Here is a 16,245-nt window from a genome sequence, read left to right on the forward strand (position 1 = left end):
AAACGGATCGCTGCCCGACGGACACAACGGACACAGGGGGTCTCAGCCGACCTGGATGTGCTGGTCCATCCCGAGCTGCTTGTGACCGTCGATCGGGCAGTACACCTCGTACGTGCCCTTCTTGAGCGTCACCGTCACCGTCCCGTCGTGGCCAGGCGGGACGTCCTTGGACCGGGCGTCCTCCACACCGGGGCCGTCGATGGACAGGGCGTGTGTGACCTTGCCGGCGTTGTCGGAGACGAAGGTGTAGGTGCCTGGTGTGAACGACGTCCGGGACAGCTTCAGCGCGTAGTCCGTCTCGGTGACCGTCACCCGGGTCCCCGAGCCCGGCTGGGCCGTGCCGGAACTCGCCGAGCTGCTCCCCTGACCGCCGCCTCCGCTCGAACAGGCGGCCAGGACGAGAGCGGCGCAGAAGGCTCCCGCGGTCGTACGGAGTGCCATACGGGTCGTATGTGCCGAGATCGCCATGTGGCTCATCCCCTTTCCCCTATGACGGATACGTTCGAGCGGGCCAGATGGTTCGTGCCGCGGCCACCTGCGGCTCGGCGGCGGGACCGCGTGCTCACACCCGCCTCCCGGGCCCTGTGCGGTGCGCTTAACCCCTGGTGATCGGGTGCAGAGACACCGACGTAATGAGCGGTTCGTACCGTCACGAGGGGTGAGATCGGACCGAGCACAGCAAGGGAGGCGCCCGTGGCCGCGCCGGGCTCGCGCAGTGAGGGCACGACGACGGTGCGGACGGTCTGCTCGTACTGCGGAGTGGGCTGCGGCATGGTCCTCGACATCGGCAGGGGGCCGGACGGGCGGCGTACGGTCCTGAAGGCCACCGGGGACAAGGAGCACCCGGCGAACTTCGGCCGGCTGTGCACCAAGGGCGCCACCACCGCGGACATGCTCGCCGCACCGGGCCGGCTGAGCACCGCCCTCGTCCGGGCGGACCGCGGCGAGGAGCCGCAGCCCACGACCGTGGCGGCCGCCGTCGTCGAGACCGGCCGCCGCCTGCGCGCGATCGTCGACGAGCACGGCCCCGACGCGGTCGCCCTCTATGTGTCCGGACAGATGAGCCTGGAGGCGCAGTACCTGGCGAACAAGCTGGCCAAGGGCTTCGTCCGGACCAACCAGATCGAGTCGAACTCCCGGCTGTGCATGGCGAGCGCCGGCACCGGCTACAAGCTGTCGCTGGGCGCGGACGGGCCGCCCGGCTCGTACCAGGACCTCGACAGGGCCGACGTCTTCTTCGTCATCGGCTCCAACATGGCCGACTGCCATCCGATCCTCTTCCTGCGCATGATGGACCGGGTGAAGTCGGCGGGCGCCAAGCTGATCGTCGTCGACCCGCGGCGCACCGCCACCGCCGACAGGGCCGACCTGTTCCTGCAGATCAAGCCGGGCACGGACCTCGCGCTGCTCAACGGGCTGCTGCACCTGCTGCACGCGAACGGCCACACCGACGCCGACTTCATCGCCGCGCACACCGAGGGCTGGGAGGCGATGCCCGCCTTCCTCGCCGACTACCCGCCCGCCACCGTCGCGGAGATCACCGGCATCCCGGAGGACGACATCCGCGAGGCCGCCCGGCTGATCGGTGAAGCGGGGGAGTGGACGAGCTGCTGGACGATGGGCCTGAACCAGTCCACGCACGGCACCTGGAACACCAACGCCCTGGTCAACCTGCACCTCGCCACCGGCGCGATCTGCCGCCCGGGCTCCGGCCCCTTCTCCCTCACCGGCCAGCCCAACGCCATGGGCGGCCGGGAGATGGGCTACATGGGGCCGGGGCTGCCCGGGCAGCGCTCCGTGCTCGCCGACGCCGACCGGGCCTTCGTCGAGGAGCTGTGGGAGCTGGAGCCGGGCGCCCTGCGCGCCGACGGCGTCGGCAAGGGCACCGTCGAGATGTTCCGGAAGATGGCCGACGGGGACATCAGGGCGTGCTGGATCATCTGCACCAACCCGGTCGCCTCCGTCGCGAACCGCAAGACGGTCATCGAGGGCCTGGAGGCCGCCGAGTTCGTCGTCACGCAGGACGTGTTCGCCGAGACGGAGACGAACGCGTACGCCGACGTCGTCCTGCCCGGCGCGCTGTGGACCGAGACCGAGGGCGTCCTGATCAACAGCGAGCGCAACCTGACCCTCGCCCGGCCGGCCGCCGATCCGCCCGGCGAGGCGATGGCGGACTGGCGGATCATCGCCGCCGTGGCCCGTGCCATGGGCTACGAGAAGGGCTTCGCGTACGACAGCGCGGAGGAGGTCTTCGAGGAGATCAAGCGCGCCTGGAACCCGGCGACCGGCTGGGACCTGCGCGGTGTGAGCTACGAGCGGCTGCGGGAGACGCCCGTGCAGTGGCCGGCGGCGAGCGCCGACGGTCCCGACCGCAACCCGGTCCGGTACGTCGGTGAGGACGGCTCGCCGAGCTTCCCGACCGCGAGCGGCCGAGCGGTGTTCCACGCCCGCCCGCACATTCCGGCGGCGGAGATGCCCGACGACGACTACCCGTACGTGCTCAACACCGGCCGTCTCCAGCACCAGTGGCACACGCTGACGAAGACGGCCAAGGTCGCCAAGCTGAACAAGCTCAACCCCGGTCCCTTCGTGGAGGTGCACCCGCAGGACGCGGCCGAGCTGGGCCTCGCCGAGGGGGATTCGGTGGAGGTCGCCTCGCGGCGCGGGCGGGCCGTGCTGCCCGCGGTCGTCACCGACCGGGTGCGGCCGGGCTGCTGTTTCGCGCCGTTCCACTGGAACGACCTGTTCGGGGAGTATCTGAGCGTCAACGCGGTCACCAGCGACGCCGTCGACCCGCTGTCGTTCCAGCCCGGGTTCAAGATGTGCGCGGTGTCGCTGACCAAGGCGGCCACACCGGTGACGGTGCGGGCCCCGGCCCTGATGGGTGGAGCGGCCACGGCCCAGGCGCCCACCGAGGTCTCGGTCCCGCCGCTCGCTGCTCTTCCCGCCGCGTCCGTTCCCGCACCCTTCGGGCTGGAGCCCGCGCCGCCGCCGGTCCTGGCCGAACACGAACGCCGGTATCTGACCGGCTTCCTGGCCGGCATCCCGTCGGGCGCCCCGGGCGTGCCGGTGCTGCCGCCGGACGCCCCGTTCAGCCCGGAGCACGCGCTGTGGGTGAACGGCGTGCTGGCCGGGATGTACTCCAGGGCCTCCGCCGGTGCGGTGACACCAGCCACCGCGTACGGCGTCGGCGGCTCCCCGGGGTCGTCCGCCCTGTCTGCGGGCGCTCCCCGCCGCCAGGTCGTGATCCTCTGGGCGTCGCAGACCGGGAACGCCGAGGAGTTCGCGACCGCCGCGGCCGAGCGGCTCACCGTGGACGGCCACCCCGCCGCCCTCCTGCCCATGGAGGAGGCGGATCCCGCAGCGCTGCCGTCCGACGCCGACCTGTTGCTGATCACGAGTACCTTCGGCGACGGCGACGCCCCGGACAACGGCGCCGGCTTCTGGGACGCCCTCGCCTCACCCGAAGCCCCGCGGCTGAAGGGCCGGCGCTACGCCGTCCTGGCCTTCGGCGACTCCTCGTACGACGACTTCTGCGGCCATGGCCGGCGCCTCGACCGGCGCCTGGAGGAGCTGGACGCGGTACGGCTGGCCCCGCGAACCGACTGCGAACCGGACTACGAGACCGAGGCGGAGGCCTGGCTCGACCAGGTACGCACCGCGTTGCAGAGCCCCGAGCGACCGGCACCGGACGTGAGCCCCGCGTCGCCGGTCGCGCCCCGCCCGAGCCGTCCCGCCCCCACCACCGCCCGCCTCGCCGGCAACCGCCTGCTGAGCCTGCCCGGCGCGGGCAAGGAGGTCCGGCGTTTCACCTTCGACACCCGCGACAGCGACACCCCGCTGCTCTACGAGGCCGGGGACGCCCTGGCCGTGCACCCGGTGAACCAGCCGGACCTCGTCACGGAGTGGCTGGCCGTCACCGGCCTGGACGCGGACGCGACCGTGCAGGTCAGGAGCGTCGGAGAGGTGCCCTTCGCCGAGGCCCTGCTGCGCCACCTGGACATCAGCCGCGTCACCGGCGACCTGCTGCGCTTCGCCGCCGACCGGACCCGAGACCCCCGCGAGCTGCGCAAGCTGCTGCGCCCGGACAACAAGGGCGAGTTGGCGCGGTGGTCCTGGGGCCGCCAGGCCGTCGACGTGATCGCCGAGTTCGGCGTCCGGGCCGGGGCGCAGGAGTGGGCCGACGTGCTGGGCCGCCTGCAGCCCCGCCTGTACTCCATATCGTCCAGCCCGCTGACCGACCCCCACCTGGTGTCCCTGACGGTCTCCGTCGTCCGCTACGAGAACCTGCACGGCCGCCCCCGCCAAGGCGTCTGCTCCCCGTTCCTCGCCGACGCCGAGCCCGGCACCCCGGTGCCGGTCCGCGTCCAGCGGGCGCCGCACTTCCGCCCGCCCGCCGACCCCGCCAGACCGGCGGTGATGATCGGTCCCGGCACGGGCGTCGCGCCCTTCATCGGCTTCCTGGAGGAACGCCGGGCCCGCGGCCACCGCGCCCCGAACTGGCTGTTCTTCGGCGAACAGCACCGGGCGACCGACTTCTACTACGAGGAGGAGCTGGCCGCCCACCTCGCCGAGGGCACGCTCACCCGCCTGGACACCGCCTTCTCCCGCGACCAGCGCGCCAAGGTCTACGTCCAGGACCGGATGCGCGAACACGGTCCGCTGCTGTGGTCCTGGCTCCGGGACGGCGCCCACTTCTACGTCTGCGGCGACGCCTCCCGCATGGCCAAGGACGTCGACCAGGCCCTGCGGGAGATCGCCACCGTCCACGGCGGCCTGGACGAGACGGAGGCGGCGGCGTACGTCAAACAGCTCGCCGCGGACAAGCGTTACGTGCGCGACGTGTACTGACCACGGCCGGGCGGGAGCCGGGAGCGCGGCGAGCCGTACCGCAACAGCGGGTCATTCGCGGGAGTTGCCGAACAGGATGCGGTAACCGATGAGCAGCACCAGTGAACCGGCGATCGCGGCGCCCCAGGTGTAGAGGTCGAAGAAGTCCTTCTCCACCGGGCGGTCGAGGAGGCGGGCGGAGAGCCAGCCGCCGACGAAGGCACCCGCGACGCCTATGAGAGTGGTGCCGATCAGGCCGCCCGGGTCGCGGCCGGGCAGCAGCGCCTTGGCGATGGCTCCGGCGAGCAGGCCGAGGATGATCCAGCTGATGATGCCCACGGTGTTGTTCCCCTTGGTTCGCTTGTTCACGCAAGCACCGGCAGTGCTTGGTCAGGTGGTATGAGGGTGGATATGTCGCGGTGGTAGAAGACGTGGGCGCCGCCCGGGGCCGACGCTTTCAGTCCGTGATTTCCTTGGCGGCGCGGATTCCCGACAGGTAGGCGCCGTGGACGGTCTGGTAGGAGTCGCGGTGCGTCGCCTCGCCAGCGAAGTGCACACGGTCGTCCACGGCGGCGGCGAGATGGTCGCGCATGGCCGGTGCGGAGCCGATCTTGTTGTACGAGTACGAGCCTCGTGCGTAGGGGTCGGACGCCCAGCGGGTGATCTGGTGGTCGACAGGGGCGGGGATGTCACTGCCGAAGATGGTTTTCAGCGTTGCCATGGCGCTGTTGACGATCCGGGTGTCGCTCCAGCCTTCGATCGTGCGGCCGAAATCGGCGGCGTTGAAGCCGAGCAGCACGGGCTGGCCGGTGGGGCGGGTGATGTTGATCCACTGTTCCCACTGGCCGTATCTGTCCAGCTCCGGCACGTAGGTCATCCAGTCGGTGTCCGGCCAGAACACCTTGGGGAAGCGGAGATAGCACTTGTTGAGCACCCCCATGCCGAGCTTGTCGATCGCGGTGCGCTTGGTCGCGGGCAGGCCGGGGCCGAACTTGACCGCGCCGCTCTGCAGTACGCCCAGCGGCAGCGTCACCACCACGTGGCCGGCGTGGAACGTGTCCTTGTCGGTGCCGACCGTCACGCCGCTGGAGTCCCAGTCGACGTGCCTGACGACCTGCCCGGTCCGGATGGACAGCCCTCGCGCGAGCAGAGCGGTGATCTGGTGGTAGCCGTTCGGGAACAGCACGTCCTTGCCCTTGATGTCCGCTCCGCTGTCGAAGTACAGGGCCGACATCCGGTCCACGCTGCCCGAGTACTCGTGCTCGTAGTCGTTCAGCCCGAAGGAGATCAGGGCCTTGTCGTCGTCCGGCAGTGAGGACCAGTTCAGCGCACGCTCCACCACGCTGCGCACCGACGCGTCCTTGTCCGCATCGTCCTGGTACGAGGCCAGTGCGTCCCCCATCTTCCTCTGCCAGCTCCCGATCGCCGCCTCCTGAGCACCGTCGACCTCGCTGCCGTCGGCGAGGTAGTCGGTGGAGCTGTCGGGGTTGGTGACGACGGTCCGTGCTCCGGCCTTCCTGGCCAGCGCGGCGATCGGATTGTCGTTGATGCCGTGGATCCATGAGGCACCGAGGTCGAGCGGCACGCCGGCCCACTTCTCGCTGGTCCAGATGCGGCCGCCGATCCGGTCGCGCGCTTCGAGGACCACCACGTCCTTCCCCTGGTCGGCCAGCTGGCGGGCCGCGGCAAGACCGCTGATCCCGGCACCGACGACGATCACCCTTTCACTGCCGGACGAGGCCGACGCGTTCGTGTCGGCCGGGCCGACCTTGCAGGCGGACAGGGAGGTGAGAGCGGCGAGGCCGGGCAGGCCCAGGCCCGCGCCCTGCAGGAAACGTCGGCGGTGCATCGTCATGGCTGTCAACCGATCTGCGATCCGGGACGGGCTCTTGCGGGCATGCCGATGAACGCTCCGTTGCGTTCGACGGTCTGCCCGTAGGCGAAGAAGCCGCGCAGGCTGAAGTGACGTCCCCGATCCCGTCGGGGACCGCCTCAGTACAATGAGGCTGATACTGCAGAGCATGCAATTGAAACATCGGTGTGTCAATAGAGGCATTGGAGATTGGTGCGACGATGCGTACCGACGCGGCAGAGGTGCTGGACTCGGCCATCCCGGTTCTCGCCAAGGACCGGGCGGCGTCCATGCAGGTCATCGCCGCACGCGCGGGCATCAGCCGGGCGACCCTGGTCCGCCTGTTCCCCACCCGCAAGCTCCTGGTGCAGGCGATGGCCGAGAAGATCCTGGGCGACTGCGACCGGGTCCTGACCCAGGCCGAGGCCGACGCCGCGCCCATGGAGCAGGTACTGGCCGCGCTGGTCGCCGAGTACACGCCGTTCGCCCAACTGTGGAACCTGGTCTACGTCGATCCGGACGTCTCGGGTCTGCCCGAGGCCAGCACGCGGGCCAAGGCGATCTTCATCCGGACCGTCAAGCTCATGGAACGCGGCCAGAACTCGGGGCTGCTGCGAGGCGACATGCCGGGCACCTGGCTGGCCTCGACGTTCTGCGGCCTGGCCGAGACCGCGTGGGAGCTGACACTCGAAGGACACATGGGCGCCCGCCAGGCCCCGGACTTCATCAACGCGATCCTGCTGCACGGCGCGACCGCCTGACCATCACCCGGGACCGCCTGGTCCCGGGCCCTCGCCGACCGGTCGCGCGCACGGCAGTGCGCCCGTCCGCGGCTGCTCCGCGACCCGCCGGGCTGCAGCAGTGACGATCGGTCCGTCGAGGTCGAGCCGTAAGCTGCGCCGGGTTTCTGATTCACGGGAGGATTGAGTGGGGCGGGATATGGTCCTCAGCGGCCGATACGAGCTGGTCGAGAAGCTCGGGCAGGGTGGCATGGGAACGGTCCATCGGGGGGTGGACCGGCAACTGCGCCGCACCGTCGCAGTCAAGTTGCTCTCCTCGGAGTTGGCCCACGATCCGCAGTCGCGAGCCCGCTTCCGGCGCGAGGCGCACGCGGTCGCCGCGCTGAACCATCCAGCGGTGGCCACCATCCACGACGTCGGCGAGGAGCCGCACCCGGATGGCCCGCGGCCCTACCTGGTCATGGAGTACGTGCAAGGCGCCACCCTCGCCGAGGTCCTGGACGGCGGCCCACTCCCCGTCGCCGAGGCGATCAACACGGCCTGCGCGATACTGGACGCGCTGCGGCACAGCCACGAACGCGGAATCGTGCACAGGGACATCAAGCCCTCGAACATCATGCTCACCGGACCCGACACCGTGAAGGTCCTCGACTTCGGCATTGCCAAAGCGTTCACCGAGGCCGCCACCCGTATCACCGGCAGCGGCGCGGCCATAGGCACCCCCGCTTACCTCTCGCCCGAGCAGATCAGCGGCGCGGAGATCGACCACCGGGCCGATCTGTACGCGATGGGGTGCCTGCTGCACGAACTGCTGACCGGACGGACCCCGTTCCGTGGCGATTCGCCGTTCGCCGTCATGCATCAGCACCTGTACGCCGAACCCGAGCAGGTCTCCCGGTTCCAGCCGCAGGTACCGCCGACGGTGGAGGCAGTGATCCTGCGCGCACTGCGCAAGGACCCGGCGGAACGGTTCGCCCATGCGGGACAGATGCGCGCAGCCCTCGCCGACGCCCTGACGCAGGCCTCCATGCCGACGGTCCAAGCCACCACGCCCGGGCCCCCGGCGACCGGGTCCGGCGGCCGAACCGCTCTCCGGGACAAGTTCCGTATCTCACTGCGCCCTTCCGCCGACAGCGCTCTGGCTCTGCTCGGATGCCTGCTTTCGGTGCTGTGCGCACGTGGCCACCTGGTGGACACCGCTCACTTCGGCCGGGTCGCCATCGCGGCCGGTGTGTTGGGCGTGGTGACGCTGCCGTGGTCGACACGCCTGTCGTGCGCGGTGGGCTGGGGGCCGGTGGCCGAGGCCGTGGCGGTCAACTCCGAACTGCGGCGCGCATACGTCGGCTGGGACAGCTCGTACGTCGCCATCGCCGCCTTGCTGGCGCTGGTCGCCGCCTGCTGCCTCGGCGGCGTGGTACGCAGCCGGGAGCGCGGCGTCGGCTCACTGATCGCCTTCTGGTTCAGTGCCACCGCAGCGATCTGGTACTTCCTCGACGACCTGCACAAGCTCTTGTTCTTCTACCTGCTGCTGCCGCTGGTGGCCATTGCCAGCGTGTCGGGGGAGACCGTCGAACTCGTGCGGCGCCGGGTCGGGGACAGGCGGACAGCGCCGGAAGGCCCGGAGGTCAGCACGTGAACCGAGACGATCAGCTCGTGGTGCTGCCGAAGCGCAGCTTCCATGGAGTGAGCGCGGATTCGAGCTGTACGCCCAGGCTCATCTTCGATGCCCCTTGCACGCGTTCCTCGAAGCGGATGGGCACTTCGAGGATGTCCAGCCCCTGCTTGACGGTGCGGTAGTTCATCTCGACCTGGAAGGAGTACCCGTTGCTGCGGATCGACGGCAGGTCGATCGCTCGCAGTGTCTCGGCCCGCCACGCCTTGAATCCGGCGGTGGCGTCCTTCACGTGCAGTCGCAGGATCGCGTTGACGTAGAGGTTGGCCCAGGCGGACAGGGCCTTGCGGTGCCACGGCCAGTCAATGGCGGTCGAGCCGCCTGCCACGTAGCGGGACCCGAGTACGACGGCGGCGTCCTTCGCCAGCAGCGTGTCGACCATGGCCGGGATCGCTGAGGCCGGGTGCGAGAGATCGGCGTCCATCTGGACCACGACGTCGGCGCCCTCGTCCAGCGCACGGGTCATTCCGGCGAGGTAGGCGCGGCCGAGTCCGTCTTTGGCGGTGCGGTGCAGCACGCCGACGGTGTCCGGTGACTCGGCGGCGAGTTTGTCGGCGACCTCGCCGGTGCCGTCGGGTGAGTTGTCGTCGACCACGAGCAGGTGCAGGTTCGGCACCGGCAGGTCCGCGAGCAGGCCGGCCAGGACGGGCAGGTTGTCCCGCTCGTCGTATGTCGGCACGACGACAACGACTTTCGGGGCTACGACGGCCATGGCAACTCCTGGGGCAGGGGGCAGGGGGCAGGGGGCAGGGGGCAGGGAACGGTAGGCCCGACCTCGCACTTCTGTTGGGGCCTACGTCGTCTTCCGCCGCAGATCGTGGCCGGCGCTGATGGTCGTGGCGGCCAGGAGACCGAGCGCCAAGGTCTGGGTGAGGGAGCCCGGTTGAGGAGCGGTCCGGACGACGGCGAGGAGGTTCTGGCTCGCGGCGAGGGTCAGTCCTGTCCCGATGTGCAGAAAGGCCATGGACAGCCGGCGTGTGGTCGGCAGGACGGCTGTCCGGGCGATGCGGGCGACGAGGATGCACAGGCGGAGCGAGACGAATCCGAGCGTGAGCCAGTAGTAGGTGACCGCGGCGGCGTCGGCGAAGCCTGTGAGGTGCTCGGCCATACCGCCCCATGCCATCAGGCACAGGGCGACGACCGCGGCGGCCGGGGCGGCCAGGGTGCGGACCGCCGCGGTGGTCAGGCCGCGGAGTGCTGCGCCGCTCAGCGGTGGGAGCGGTGCGGCGAGGCCGATGCCGAGCAGGAGCGGGGCCGGCCACAGACTGGTGACGGGGTGGTGGATGTCGGCCGTGAGGGTGGTGGAGGGTTCGGCCGAGCGCAGCAGCAGCCCGGTGGCCGCGGTGAGTGCGAAGAGCGCGACGGTCAGCACGCGGCGGGTCTGGCCGGTGGACGTCTCGGGCCAGTCGCTGGGGTGCAACCAGAGCCGCGCGGCCCCTGCCAGGGTGTCGGGCCAGGAGCGGATTCCCGATGCGGACACCTCGTGACTGATGTCCTCACCCCATCGCTCGCGCACGGCCGGCGGGTAGAGCCGGGTCAGGAGCGTGGCCGCGCTCATGCCGGGTTGATCCCGAGTGCACGCAGGCCGGCGGCGGAGATACGGGCCATCTGCTCGAGTTCGGCGCGCAGCCGGTCGCGGCCGGCATCGGTGATCCGCATGGTGCGGTGGCGTTCCCGGGGTTCGGCCGTGTCGTCCGCGGGCTGGATCAGCCCGCGCCCCTCCAGCCGGGACAGCGCGCCGTAGAGGCTGCCGGGGCCGAGTCTGCGGTCGGTGAGCTCTTCGATCGCGGTGTTGATGGCGTACCCGTGCAGTGGGCCGTCCGCGAGGACGGTGAGCACGAGCATCTGGGCGTCGTTGCTGTGCATGGGTCTGTCTCCTTGCCTCCTGTCCCGATAGTACGAGCCGCGATACTACTTGTCACGTAGTACGTGGCGCGTACTATGGCGGGCCATGGAACACGTGAAGCAGAACGGCTGGGCTTCCTCGGCGGTGATCTGGGCGAGCCTCGGCGCGGCCGCTGTGTTCGAGGCCTTGACGGTGCTGTCGACTCAGAACAAGACGGTCAGGGCAGCCAGCCCGTGGCAGGAGGACCCGTACGACGCGGTGGTGTCCCTGGCGCAGTTCACAGTGCCCATGCTCGGGTTGGCGATCGCGTTACGGCTGCTCGCGTGGCGGGCGCCGGGCGGGGTGGACCGGGCGCGGCAGACGGCGCGTGCGGCGGCGGCGATGGTCACGCTGGCCGGGCTCACGGTGGTGGCCGAGTGGGCCGCTGTCATCGCCGGCACACCTGCCTCATCCTCGAGCACATGGGCCTCGGTGCTGATCAGCGGGCTGGTCGTCAACTCCGTACTCACCATGGCGGTTGCGGTGTTGCTCGTGCGATGTCACCGGTGGCACGGCCCGGCCGGCCCATGGCGGCATGACTGGCTCGGCGACGCTGTCCTCGTCTGCCGGCGGATACCCGCACTGCGGCGCTCGGTCGGTCCGGACGCCGTGGACCGGGTGCGCCGCCGCGCGATGACGGTGTTCGTCACACTGAGCATGATGGTCGCGGCGGCCGTCACCGGTGCACAGGCGATCGGTGAACGCTGGACGGATCCGCTGCTCATCGCCTGGATGCTGATCGTCGTGGCGACCTCCAACCTCGCGTTCTGCGTGATCAGTAACGCCGTCGCGGGATTCGTCGCCCGGCCGCCGCGCACCCGGCCCCGCCGTATCGCCGAGGCATCAGTCGTCGCCGGATGCATCGCGATCAGTATTGCGACGGCGTTCCGAGACGCACTGTGGCCCGTGTTCGGGGCGGGCTCGCTGACGTCCGTACCGGCTTTGGCCGCCCTCACGCTCGGCGCGGGTCTGGCCACGTCCCTGGTCACGGCCGCTCTCTTGCTCGCCTGCTTCCCGTACGACTCCTCCGGCTTGCGCCGCCGCTTCGGCACAGCCGCCACCCACCTTCGACGGCCAGGTATGCACCGGTGAACCTGGGCCTCGTCCTGCCCCGCGGCCCAGTTGGCCACGATCGTCCTGGCCACCTGCGCCGCCGTCCTCGTGCTCTTGCGCCGCGGCGACTGCGACGCGCGACTACGCCTCGGCCACGACGATGTAGAACGTCACCGCTGCGAAGAAGGGGCCGTGCCTGAGATGGCTCAACCAGGCTTTTGCCGCCTGGTCGCTGAAGTAGCCGGCCTCGGCGGCGCGCCGGGTGGTCCGTTCCAGGCCAAGGATCTTGTCCGCGGCCTGGACGTCCCGGAAGACCGGCGTGACAGGGATGACCGTGGGCACCGTGAAACCGCTCTCAGCCGCCAGCCGCGCGAGCTGTCTGCCGATGCCCGCGTTGCGGACCACCTGTTCGGCCACATGGCGGGTGTAGGCACGCGTCAGGTCGCTGTCCGGATGGTCGACGGCCAGGGTCTCCCAGTCGGGCTCGCCCATGACGAGCCGCCCGCCCGGCCGCAGGACCCGGCGGATCTCACCGAGCGCTGCCAGGGGGTCGGCGACGTGCTGCAGGACCCGGTCGGTGCGCGCACGGTCGGCAGTGTGGTCGGCCATCGGCAGGTCGTGAATGTCCGCGTGCCGGACGTCCACGACGGCCTGACCGGCGGTGCGTGCCCGTGCGGCGTCCACCATGTTCTGGTCGTGGTCGAAGCCGAAGACGGCGCCGGCCGAGGTGACTGCCTGGGCGAGCGGCTGAAGGTCGGTACCCGGACCACAGCCGAGGTCAAGCACCCTGTGCCCGGCACGCACATCGAGTTCGTCGAGCATCCGCCGCTTGTAGGAGCGGCCGAGATCGCTCATGGCGAGCCGGTCGAGATAGGTGACGGGATCGGGCTCGGCCGTCTCGAACTCAGATGATGTCATGCGCCCCAGTCAACCAACTGCTCAGTCAGCCACAGGGGTTGTATCGCGACGGCATGCGAATCGCCCCCTCAAGGGCCGAGCCCCGAGGGGCCGACGAACAAGATCGTTACGTGGCTCGAGGCGGACGCCACTCAGTCGTCCCCCGCTCTCCTTTTGCGTCCGTGGAGGGAGTCGGACACTGCCGACCTGGTTTTCCGCCTCCTCTTCGTCGACACGAAACCCCAGCTCAGGGCCACACCAAGCAATAAGGCTGATGCCCCGCCTCATGCAGCCGATGCGAGAAGTCCTGCCACTCGTGCAGCAACTGGTACACGTTGAACGCGTCCCGAGGGCCACCGCGGTCAGGCACCGTCGACCAGATGAACGCCGCCGCGCCCACCGCTTCCTCGCCGATGCCGCGCAGGGGGTCGACGACCGTCGTGGGGAGCTTGACGACCGCGTAGTCGGGGTGCAGGACGACCAGCTCCAGGGGCGGCACCTTGTGCAGGGGCACGCCCTGGATGCCGGTCAGCACCATCGCGGCCATCGTCTCCGGCTTGATCTTGGTGAACATGCCGTTCATGCCCAGCTCGTCGCCGCCGAGTTCCTCGGGGCGCATCGAGATGGGGACGCGGGCCGCGGTCGCGCCGTCCGGCGCGCCGAAGTATTTGTAGGTCACCCCCACCCGACCACCATTCCTGCTCCCCGCCCGGAGGCGGTCGACCCGGTGGTCGAGCCGGCTGTCGAACTGCCGGTCGTGCCGCTCGGGCTCACTCGGTACACCCTGTGCCTGACGTGCGTCAGTCTGACGTGCTTCGGTAGTTTCCTCCGCGTCGCGCCGGTGCCTTCCCCGCCGGGCACGTCGAGGACCCAGGTCATCAGTCCCCTCGCCCAGTCCGCCACCGCGATGCATATCTCCACCCGACTGCTTTTCTAGGACGCGTGGCCCCCGCCGCGCAACCCGATCATCGTGTCAGTGACCTCCCCCACGGCCGCCCGCCGAAACGTGCGGTGAAACACCAGTCCGCGGGATCTTCAACGGCCCCTTACTACTACGTGCCGTATGAGCTGTGTGTATCAGGTCTCAGTCTCGCAGATGGCAAAGCCGTGATCGCGGTTCCGATCTTGAGGTCGGCCGCTTCCGGGGCGAGCAGCGGCCTACCCTGAGGAGGTCACCACGCAACCGGAGTCCGAGAAGTCGGAGAATTCGCACGTCATGAGCGCCATGAGCGAACTGCCCTATCCCTATGAAGCGCCCGTCTCACAGGCGCTCTTCGACCGTGCGTCCGTCGTCACACCGGGCGGTGTGAACTCGCCGGTGCGCGCCTTCCGCGCCGTGGGCGGCACGCCCCGGTTCATGGTTTCCGGTACGGGGCCGTACCTGACCGACGCCGACGGGCGGGAGTACGTCGACCTGGTGTGCTCCTGGGGGCCGATGATTCTGGGGCACTCCCACCCCGAGGTCATCGGCGCCGTCCAGGAGGCGGTCGCGCGCGGTACGTCCTTCGGCACGCCCGGTGAGGGTGAGGTCGCGCTCGCCGAGGAGATCGTCGCCCGGGTGGAGCCCGTCGAGCAGGTGCGGCTCGTCAGCAGCGGCACCGAGGCGACCATGTCGGCGATCCGGCTCGCCCGCGGGTTCACCCAGCGCTCCAAGGTGATCAAGTTCGCCGGGTGCTACCACGGGCACGTGGACTCCCTGCTGGCCGCCGCCGGGTCCGGCGTCGCGACCTTCGCGCTGCCCGACACCCCCGGTGTCACCGGCGCCCAGGCCGGCGACACGATCGTGCTGCCGTACAACGACCTCGAAGCCGTGCACGAGGCCTTCCACCGGCACCCGGGCGAGATCGCCTGTGTCATCACCGAGGCCTCGCCCGGCAACATGGGCGTCGTCCCGCCGGACCCCGGGTTCAACCAGGGGCTCAAGGACGCCTGCCAGAAGAACGGCGCCCTCTTCATCTCCGACGAGGTCATGACCGGGTTCCGGACGAGCCGCGCCGGCTGGTACGGGATCGACGGGGTCAGGCCCGATCTCATGACCTTCGGGAAGGTCATGGGCGGTGGGTTCCCCGCCGCGGCCTTCGGCGGTCGCGCCGACGTCATGGCCCACCTCGCTCCCGCCGGGCCCGTCTACCAGGCCGGCACCCTCTCCGGGAACCCCGTCGCCACCGCCGCCGGGCTCGCCCAGCTGCGGCTGCTCGACGACGCCGCGTACGACAAGGTCGACGCCGTCTCCGAGCAGATCCGGTCGCTCGTCACCGAGGCGCTCAGCAAGGAGGGCGTGGCGCACCGGCTGCAGACCGCCTCCAACATGTTCTCCGTGTTCTTCACCGACCGGCAGGTGCGGAACTACGAGGACGCCAGGCGGCAGGAGTCGTACCGCTTCACCGCCTTCTTCCACTCGCTGCTGGCGAACGGCGTCTACCTGCCGCCGTCGTCCTTCGAGTCCTGGTTCGTGTCCACGGCCCACGACGAGCGGGCCGTCCAGAAGATCGCCGACGCCCTTCCGGCGGCGGCCCGAGCGGCCGCGGAGGCCACGGCAGCATGAGCATCAACGGCAGCTACGCCAGCGAAAAGGACATCACCGTCGTCCACCTCATGCGGCATGGGGAGGTCGCCAACCCGGACGGGATCCTGTACGGGCGACTGCCCGGCTACCACCTGTCCGAGCTGGGCCGGCAGATGGCCGACCGGGTCGCCGAGCACCTCTCCTCGCGCGACGTCACCCACGTGGTCGCCTCGCCCCTGGAGCGCGCGCAGGAGACCGCCACCCCGATCGCCAAGGCGCAAGGACTCGACCTCGCCACCGACGTGCGGCTGATCGAGGCCGACAACGTCTTCCAGGGCAAGACCTTCGGGGTCGGGGACGGCGCGCTGCGCAAGCCCGACAACTGGAAGCACCTCGTCAACCCGTTCAAGCCGTCCTGGGGCGAGCCGTACATCGACCAGGTCGTCCGGATGATGGGCGCGCTGAACGCGGCCAAGGACCAGGCCCGCGGGCACGAGGCGGTGCTGGTCAGCCACCAGCTGCCGATCTGGATCGTGCGGTCGTACGTCGAGAAGCGGCGGCTGTGGCACGACCCGCGCAAGCGGCAGTGCACCCTCGCCTCCCTGACGACTTTCACATATCTGGGCGACAGGATCGTCTCCGTCGGCTACACCGAGCCCGCCATCGACCTCGTGCCGGCTCATCTCCGGGCCGGTGCCAAGCCGGTGAAGGGGAAGAGCAAGGCCTTCGGGGCGTGACGCTCCAGCTGAAGGCCTCGTCCGACGGCCGCTTCTGACGGTCCGTTTGGAATGGCTTAGGGTCTCTTTGCCG

The 16,245-nt window shown here is 70.2% G+C and carries 14 protein-coding genes; 6 read left to right on the forward strand and 8 right to left on the reverse strand.

What is annotated here, in order from left to right; genetic code table 11:
• Positions 1-42: 42 nt before the first annotated feature.
• On the reverse strand, positions 43-441 hold the full coding sequence (locus ACWC5O_RS23250) for a cupredoxin domain-containing protein (protein ID WP_450781050.1): 399 nt from the start codon (positions 439-441) through the stop codon (positions 43-45).
• Positions 442-771: 330 nt separating this feature from the next.
• Here ACWC5O_RS23250 and ACWC5O_RS23255 point away from each other — a divergent pair, with 330 nt between their 5' ends.
• Positions 772-4,851 carry a molybdopterin-dependent oxidoreductase gene (locus tag ACWC5O_RS23255; protein ID WP_450585543.1) on the forward strand — a complete coding sequence of 1,360 codons (4,080 nt, stop codon included), beginning with the start codon at positions 772-774 and terminating at the stop codon, positions 4,849-4,851.
• Positions 4,852-4,902: 51 nt separating this feature from the next.
• Here the strand turns inward: ACWC5O_RS23255 and ACWC5O_RS23260 are convergent, their stop codons facing one another.
• Positions 4,903-5,169: a GlsB/YeaQ/YmgE family stress response membrane protein gene (locus tag ACWC5O_RS23260; RefSeq protein WP_450585541.1), complete on the reverse strand. Its 267-nt coding sequence runs from the start codon at positions 5,167-5,169 to the stop codon at positions 4,903-4,905.
• Between the two features lie 118 nt (positions 5,170-5,287).
• Entirely contained in the window at positions 5,288-6,685 is a 1,398-nt protein-coding gene (locus ACWC5O_RS23265; protein ID WP_450585398.1) for a flavin monoamine oxidase family protein, read from the reverse strand.
• Between the two features lie 218 nt (positions 6,686-6,903).
• Here ACWC5O_RS23265 and ACWC5O_RS23270 point away from each other — a divergent pair, with 218 nt between their 5' ends.
• Positions 6,904-7,443, forward strand: a complete 540-nt coding sequence (locus tag ACWC5O_RS23270; protein ID WP_450585396.1) for a TetR/AcrR family transcriptional regulator — start codon at positions 6,904-6,906, stop codon at positions 7,441-7,443.
• 178 nt (positions 7,444-7,621) lie between these two features.
• Entirely contained in the window at positions 7,622-9,058 is a 1,437-nt protein-coding gene (locus ACWC5O_RS23275) for a protein kinase domain-containing protein (protein ID WP_450781052.1), read from the forward strand.
• Between the two features lie 10 nt (positions 9,059-9,068).
• Here the strand turns inward: ACWC5O_RS23275 and ACWC5O_RS23280 are convergent, their stop codons facing one another.
• The 3 genes from ACWC5O_RS23280 to ACWC5O_RS23290 all read right to left on the reverse strand — a co-directional run bounded on the left by ACWC5O_RS23280 (position 9,069) and on the right by ACWC5O_RS23290 (position 10,960).
• Positions 9,069-9,806 carry a polyprenol monophosphomannose synthase gene (locus ACWC5O_RS23280; protein ID WP_450585393.1) on the reverse strand — a complete coding sequence of 246 codons (738 nt, stop codon included), beginning with the start codon at positions 9,804-9,806 and terminating at the stop codon, positions 9,069-9,071.
• A gap of 81 nt (positions 9,807-9,887) precedes the next feature.
• On the reverse strand, positions 9,888-10,652 hold the full coding sequence (locus ACWC5O_RS23285; protein ID WP_450585391.1) for a hypothetical protein: 765 nt from the start codon (positions 10,650-10,652) through the stop codon (positions 9,888-9,890).
• Complete coding sequence (locus tag ACWC5O_RS23290) at positions 10,649-10,960, reverse strand: PadR family transcriptional regulator (RefSeq protein WP_450585389.1); 312 nt, start codon at positions 10,958-10,960, stop codon at positions 10,649-10,651. The genes ACWC5O_RS23285 and ACWC5O_RS23290 overlap by 4 nt, the downstream gene beginning before the upstream one ends.
• A 49-nt stretch (positions 10,961-11,009) precedes the next feature.
• Between ACWC5O_RS23290 and ACWC5O_RS23295 the strand changes: the two genes are divergently transcribed.
• On the forward strand, positions 11,010-12,071 hold the full coding sequence (locus ACWC5O_RS23295; protein ID WP_450585387.1) for a hypothetical protein: 1,062 nt from the start codon (positions 11,010-11,012) through the stop codon (positions 12,069-12,071).
• A 102-nt stretch (positions 12,072-12,173) separates the two neighbouring features.
• Here the strand turns inward: ACWC5O_RS23295 and ACWC5O_RS23300 are convergent, their stop codons facing one another.
• Entirely contained in the window at positions 12,174-12,950 is a 777-nt protein-coding gene (locus ACWC5O_RS23300; protein WP_450585386.1) for a methyltransferase domain-containing protein, read from the reverse strand.
• A gap of 226 nt (positions 12,951-13,176) precedes the next feature.
• Entirely contained in the window at positions 13,177-13,842 is a 666-nt protein-coding gene (locus ACWC5O_RS23305; RefSeq protein WP_450585384.1) for a hypothetical protein, read from the reverse strand.
• A gap of 312 nt (positions 13,843-14,154) precedes the next feature.
• Between ACWC5O_RS23305 and hemL the strand changes: the two genes are divergently transcribed.
• Positions 14,155-15,474 carry a glutamate-1-semialdehyde 2,1-aminomutase gene (gene hemL / locus ACWC5O_RS23310; protein ID WP_450585539.1) on the forward strand — a complete coding sequence of 440 codons (1,320 nt, stop codon included), beginning with the start codon at positions 14,155-14,157 and terminating at the stop codon, positions 15,472-15,474.
• Positions 15,471-16,172 (forward strand): histidine phosphatase family protein, encoded by a 702-nt coding sequence (locus tag ACWC5O_RS23315; RefSeq protein ID WP_450585382.1) that lies wholly within the window; start codon positions 15,471-15,473, stop codon positions 16,170-16,172. Before hemL ends, ACWC5O_RS23315 begins: the two co-directional genes overlap by 4 nt.
• The last annotated feature ends 73 nt before the right edge of the window (positions 16,173-16,245 follow it).

The sequence above is a fragment of the Streptomyces sp. NPDC001450 genome (genome assembly GCF_053597295.1).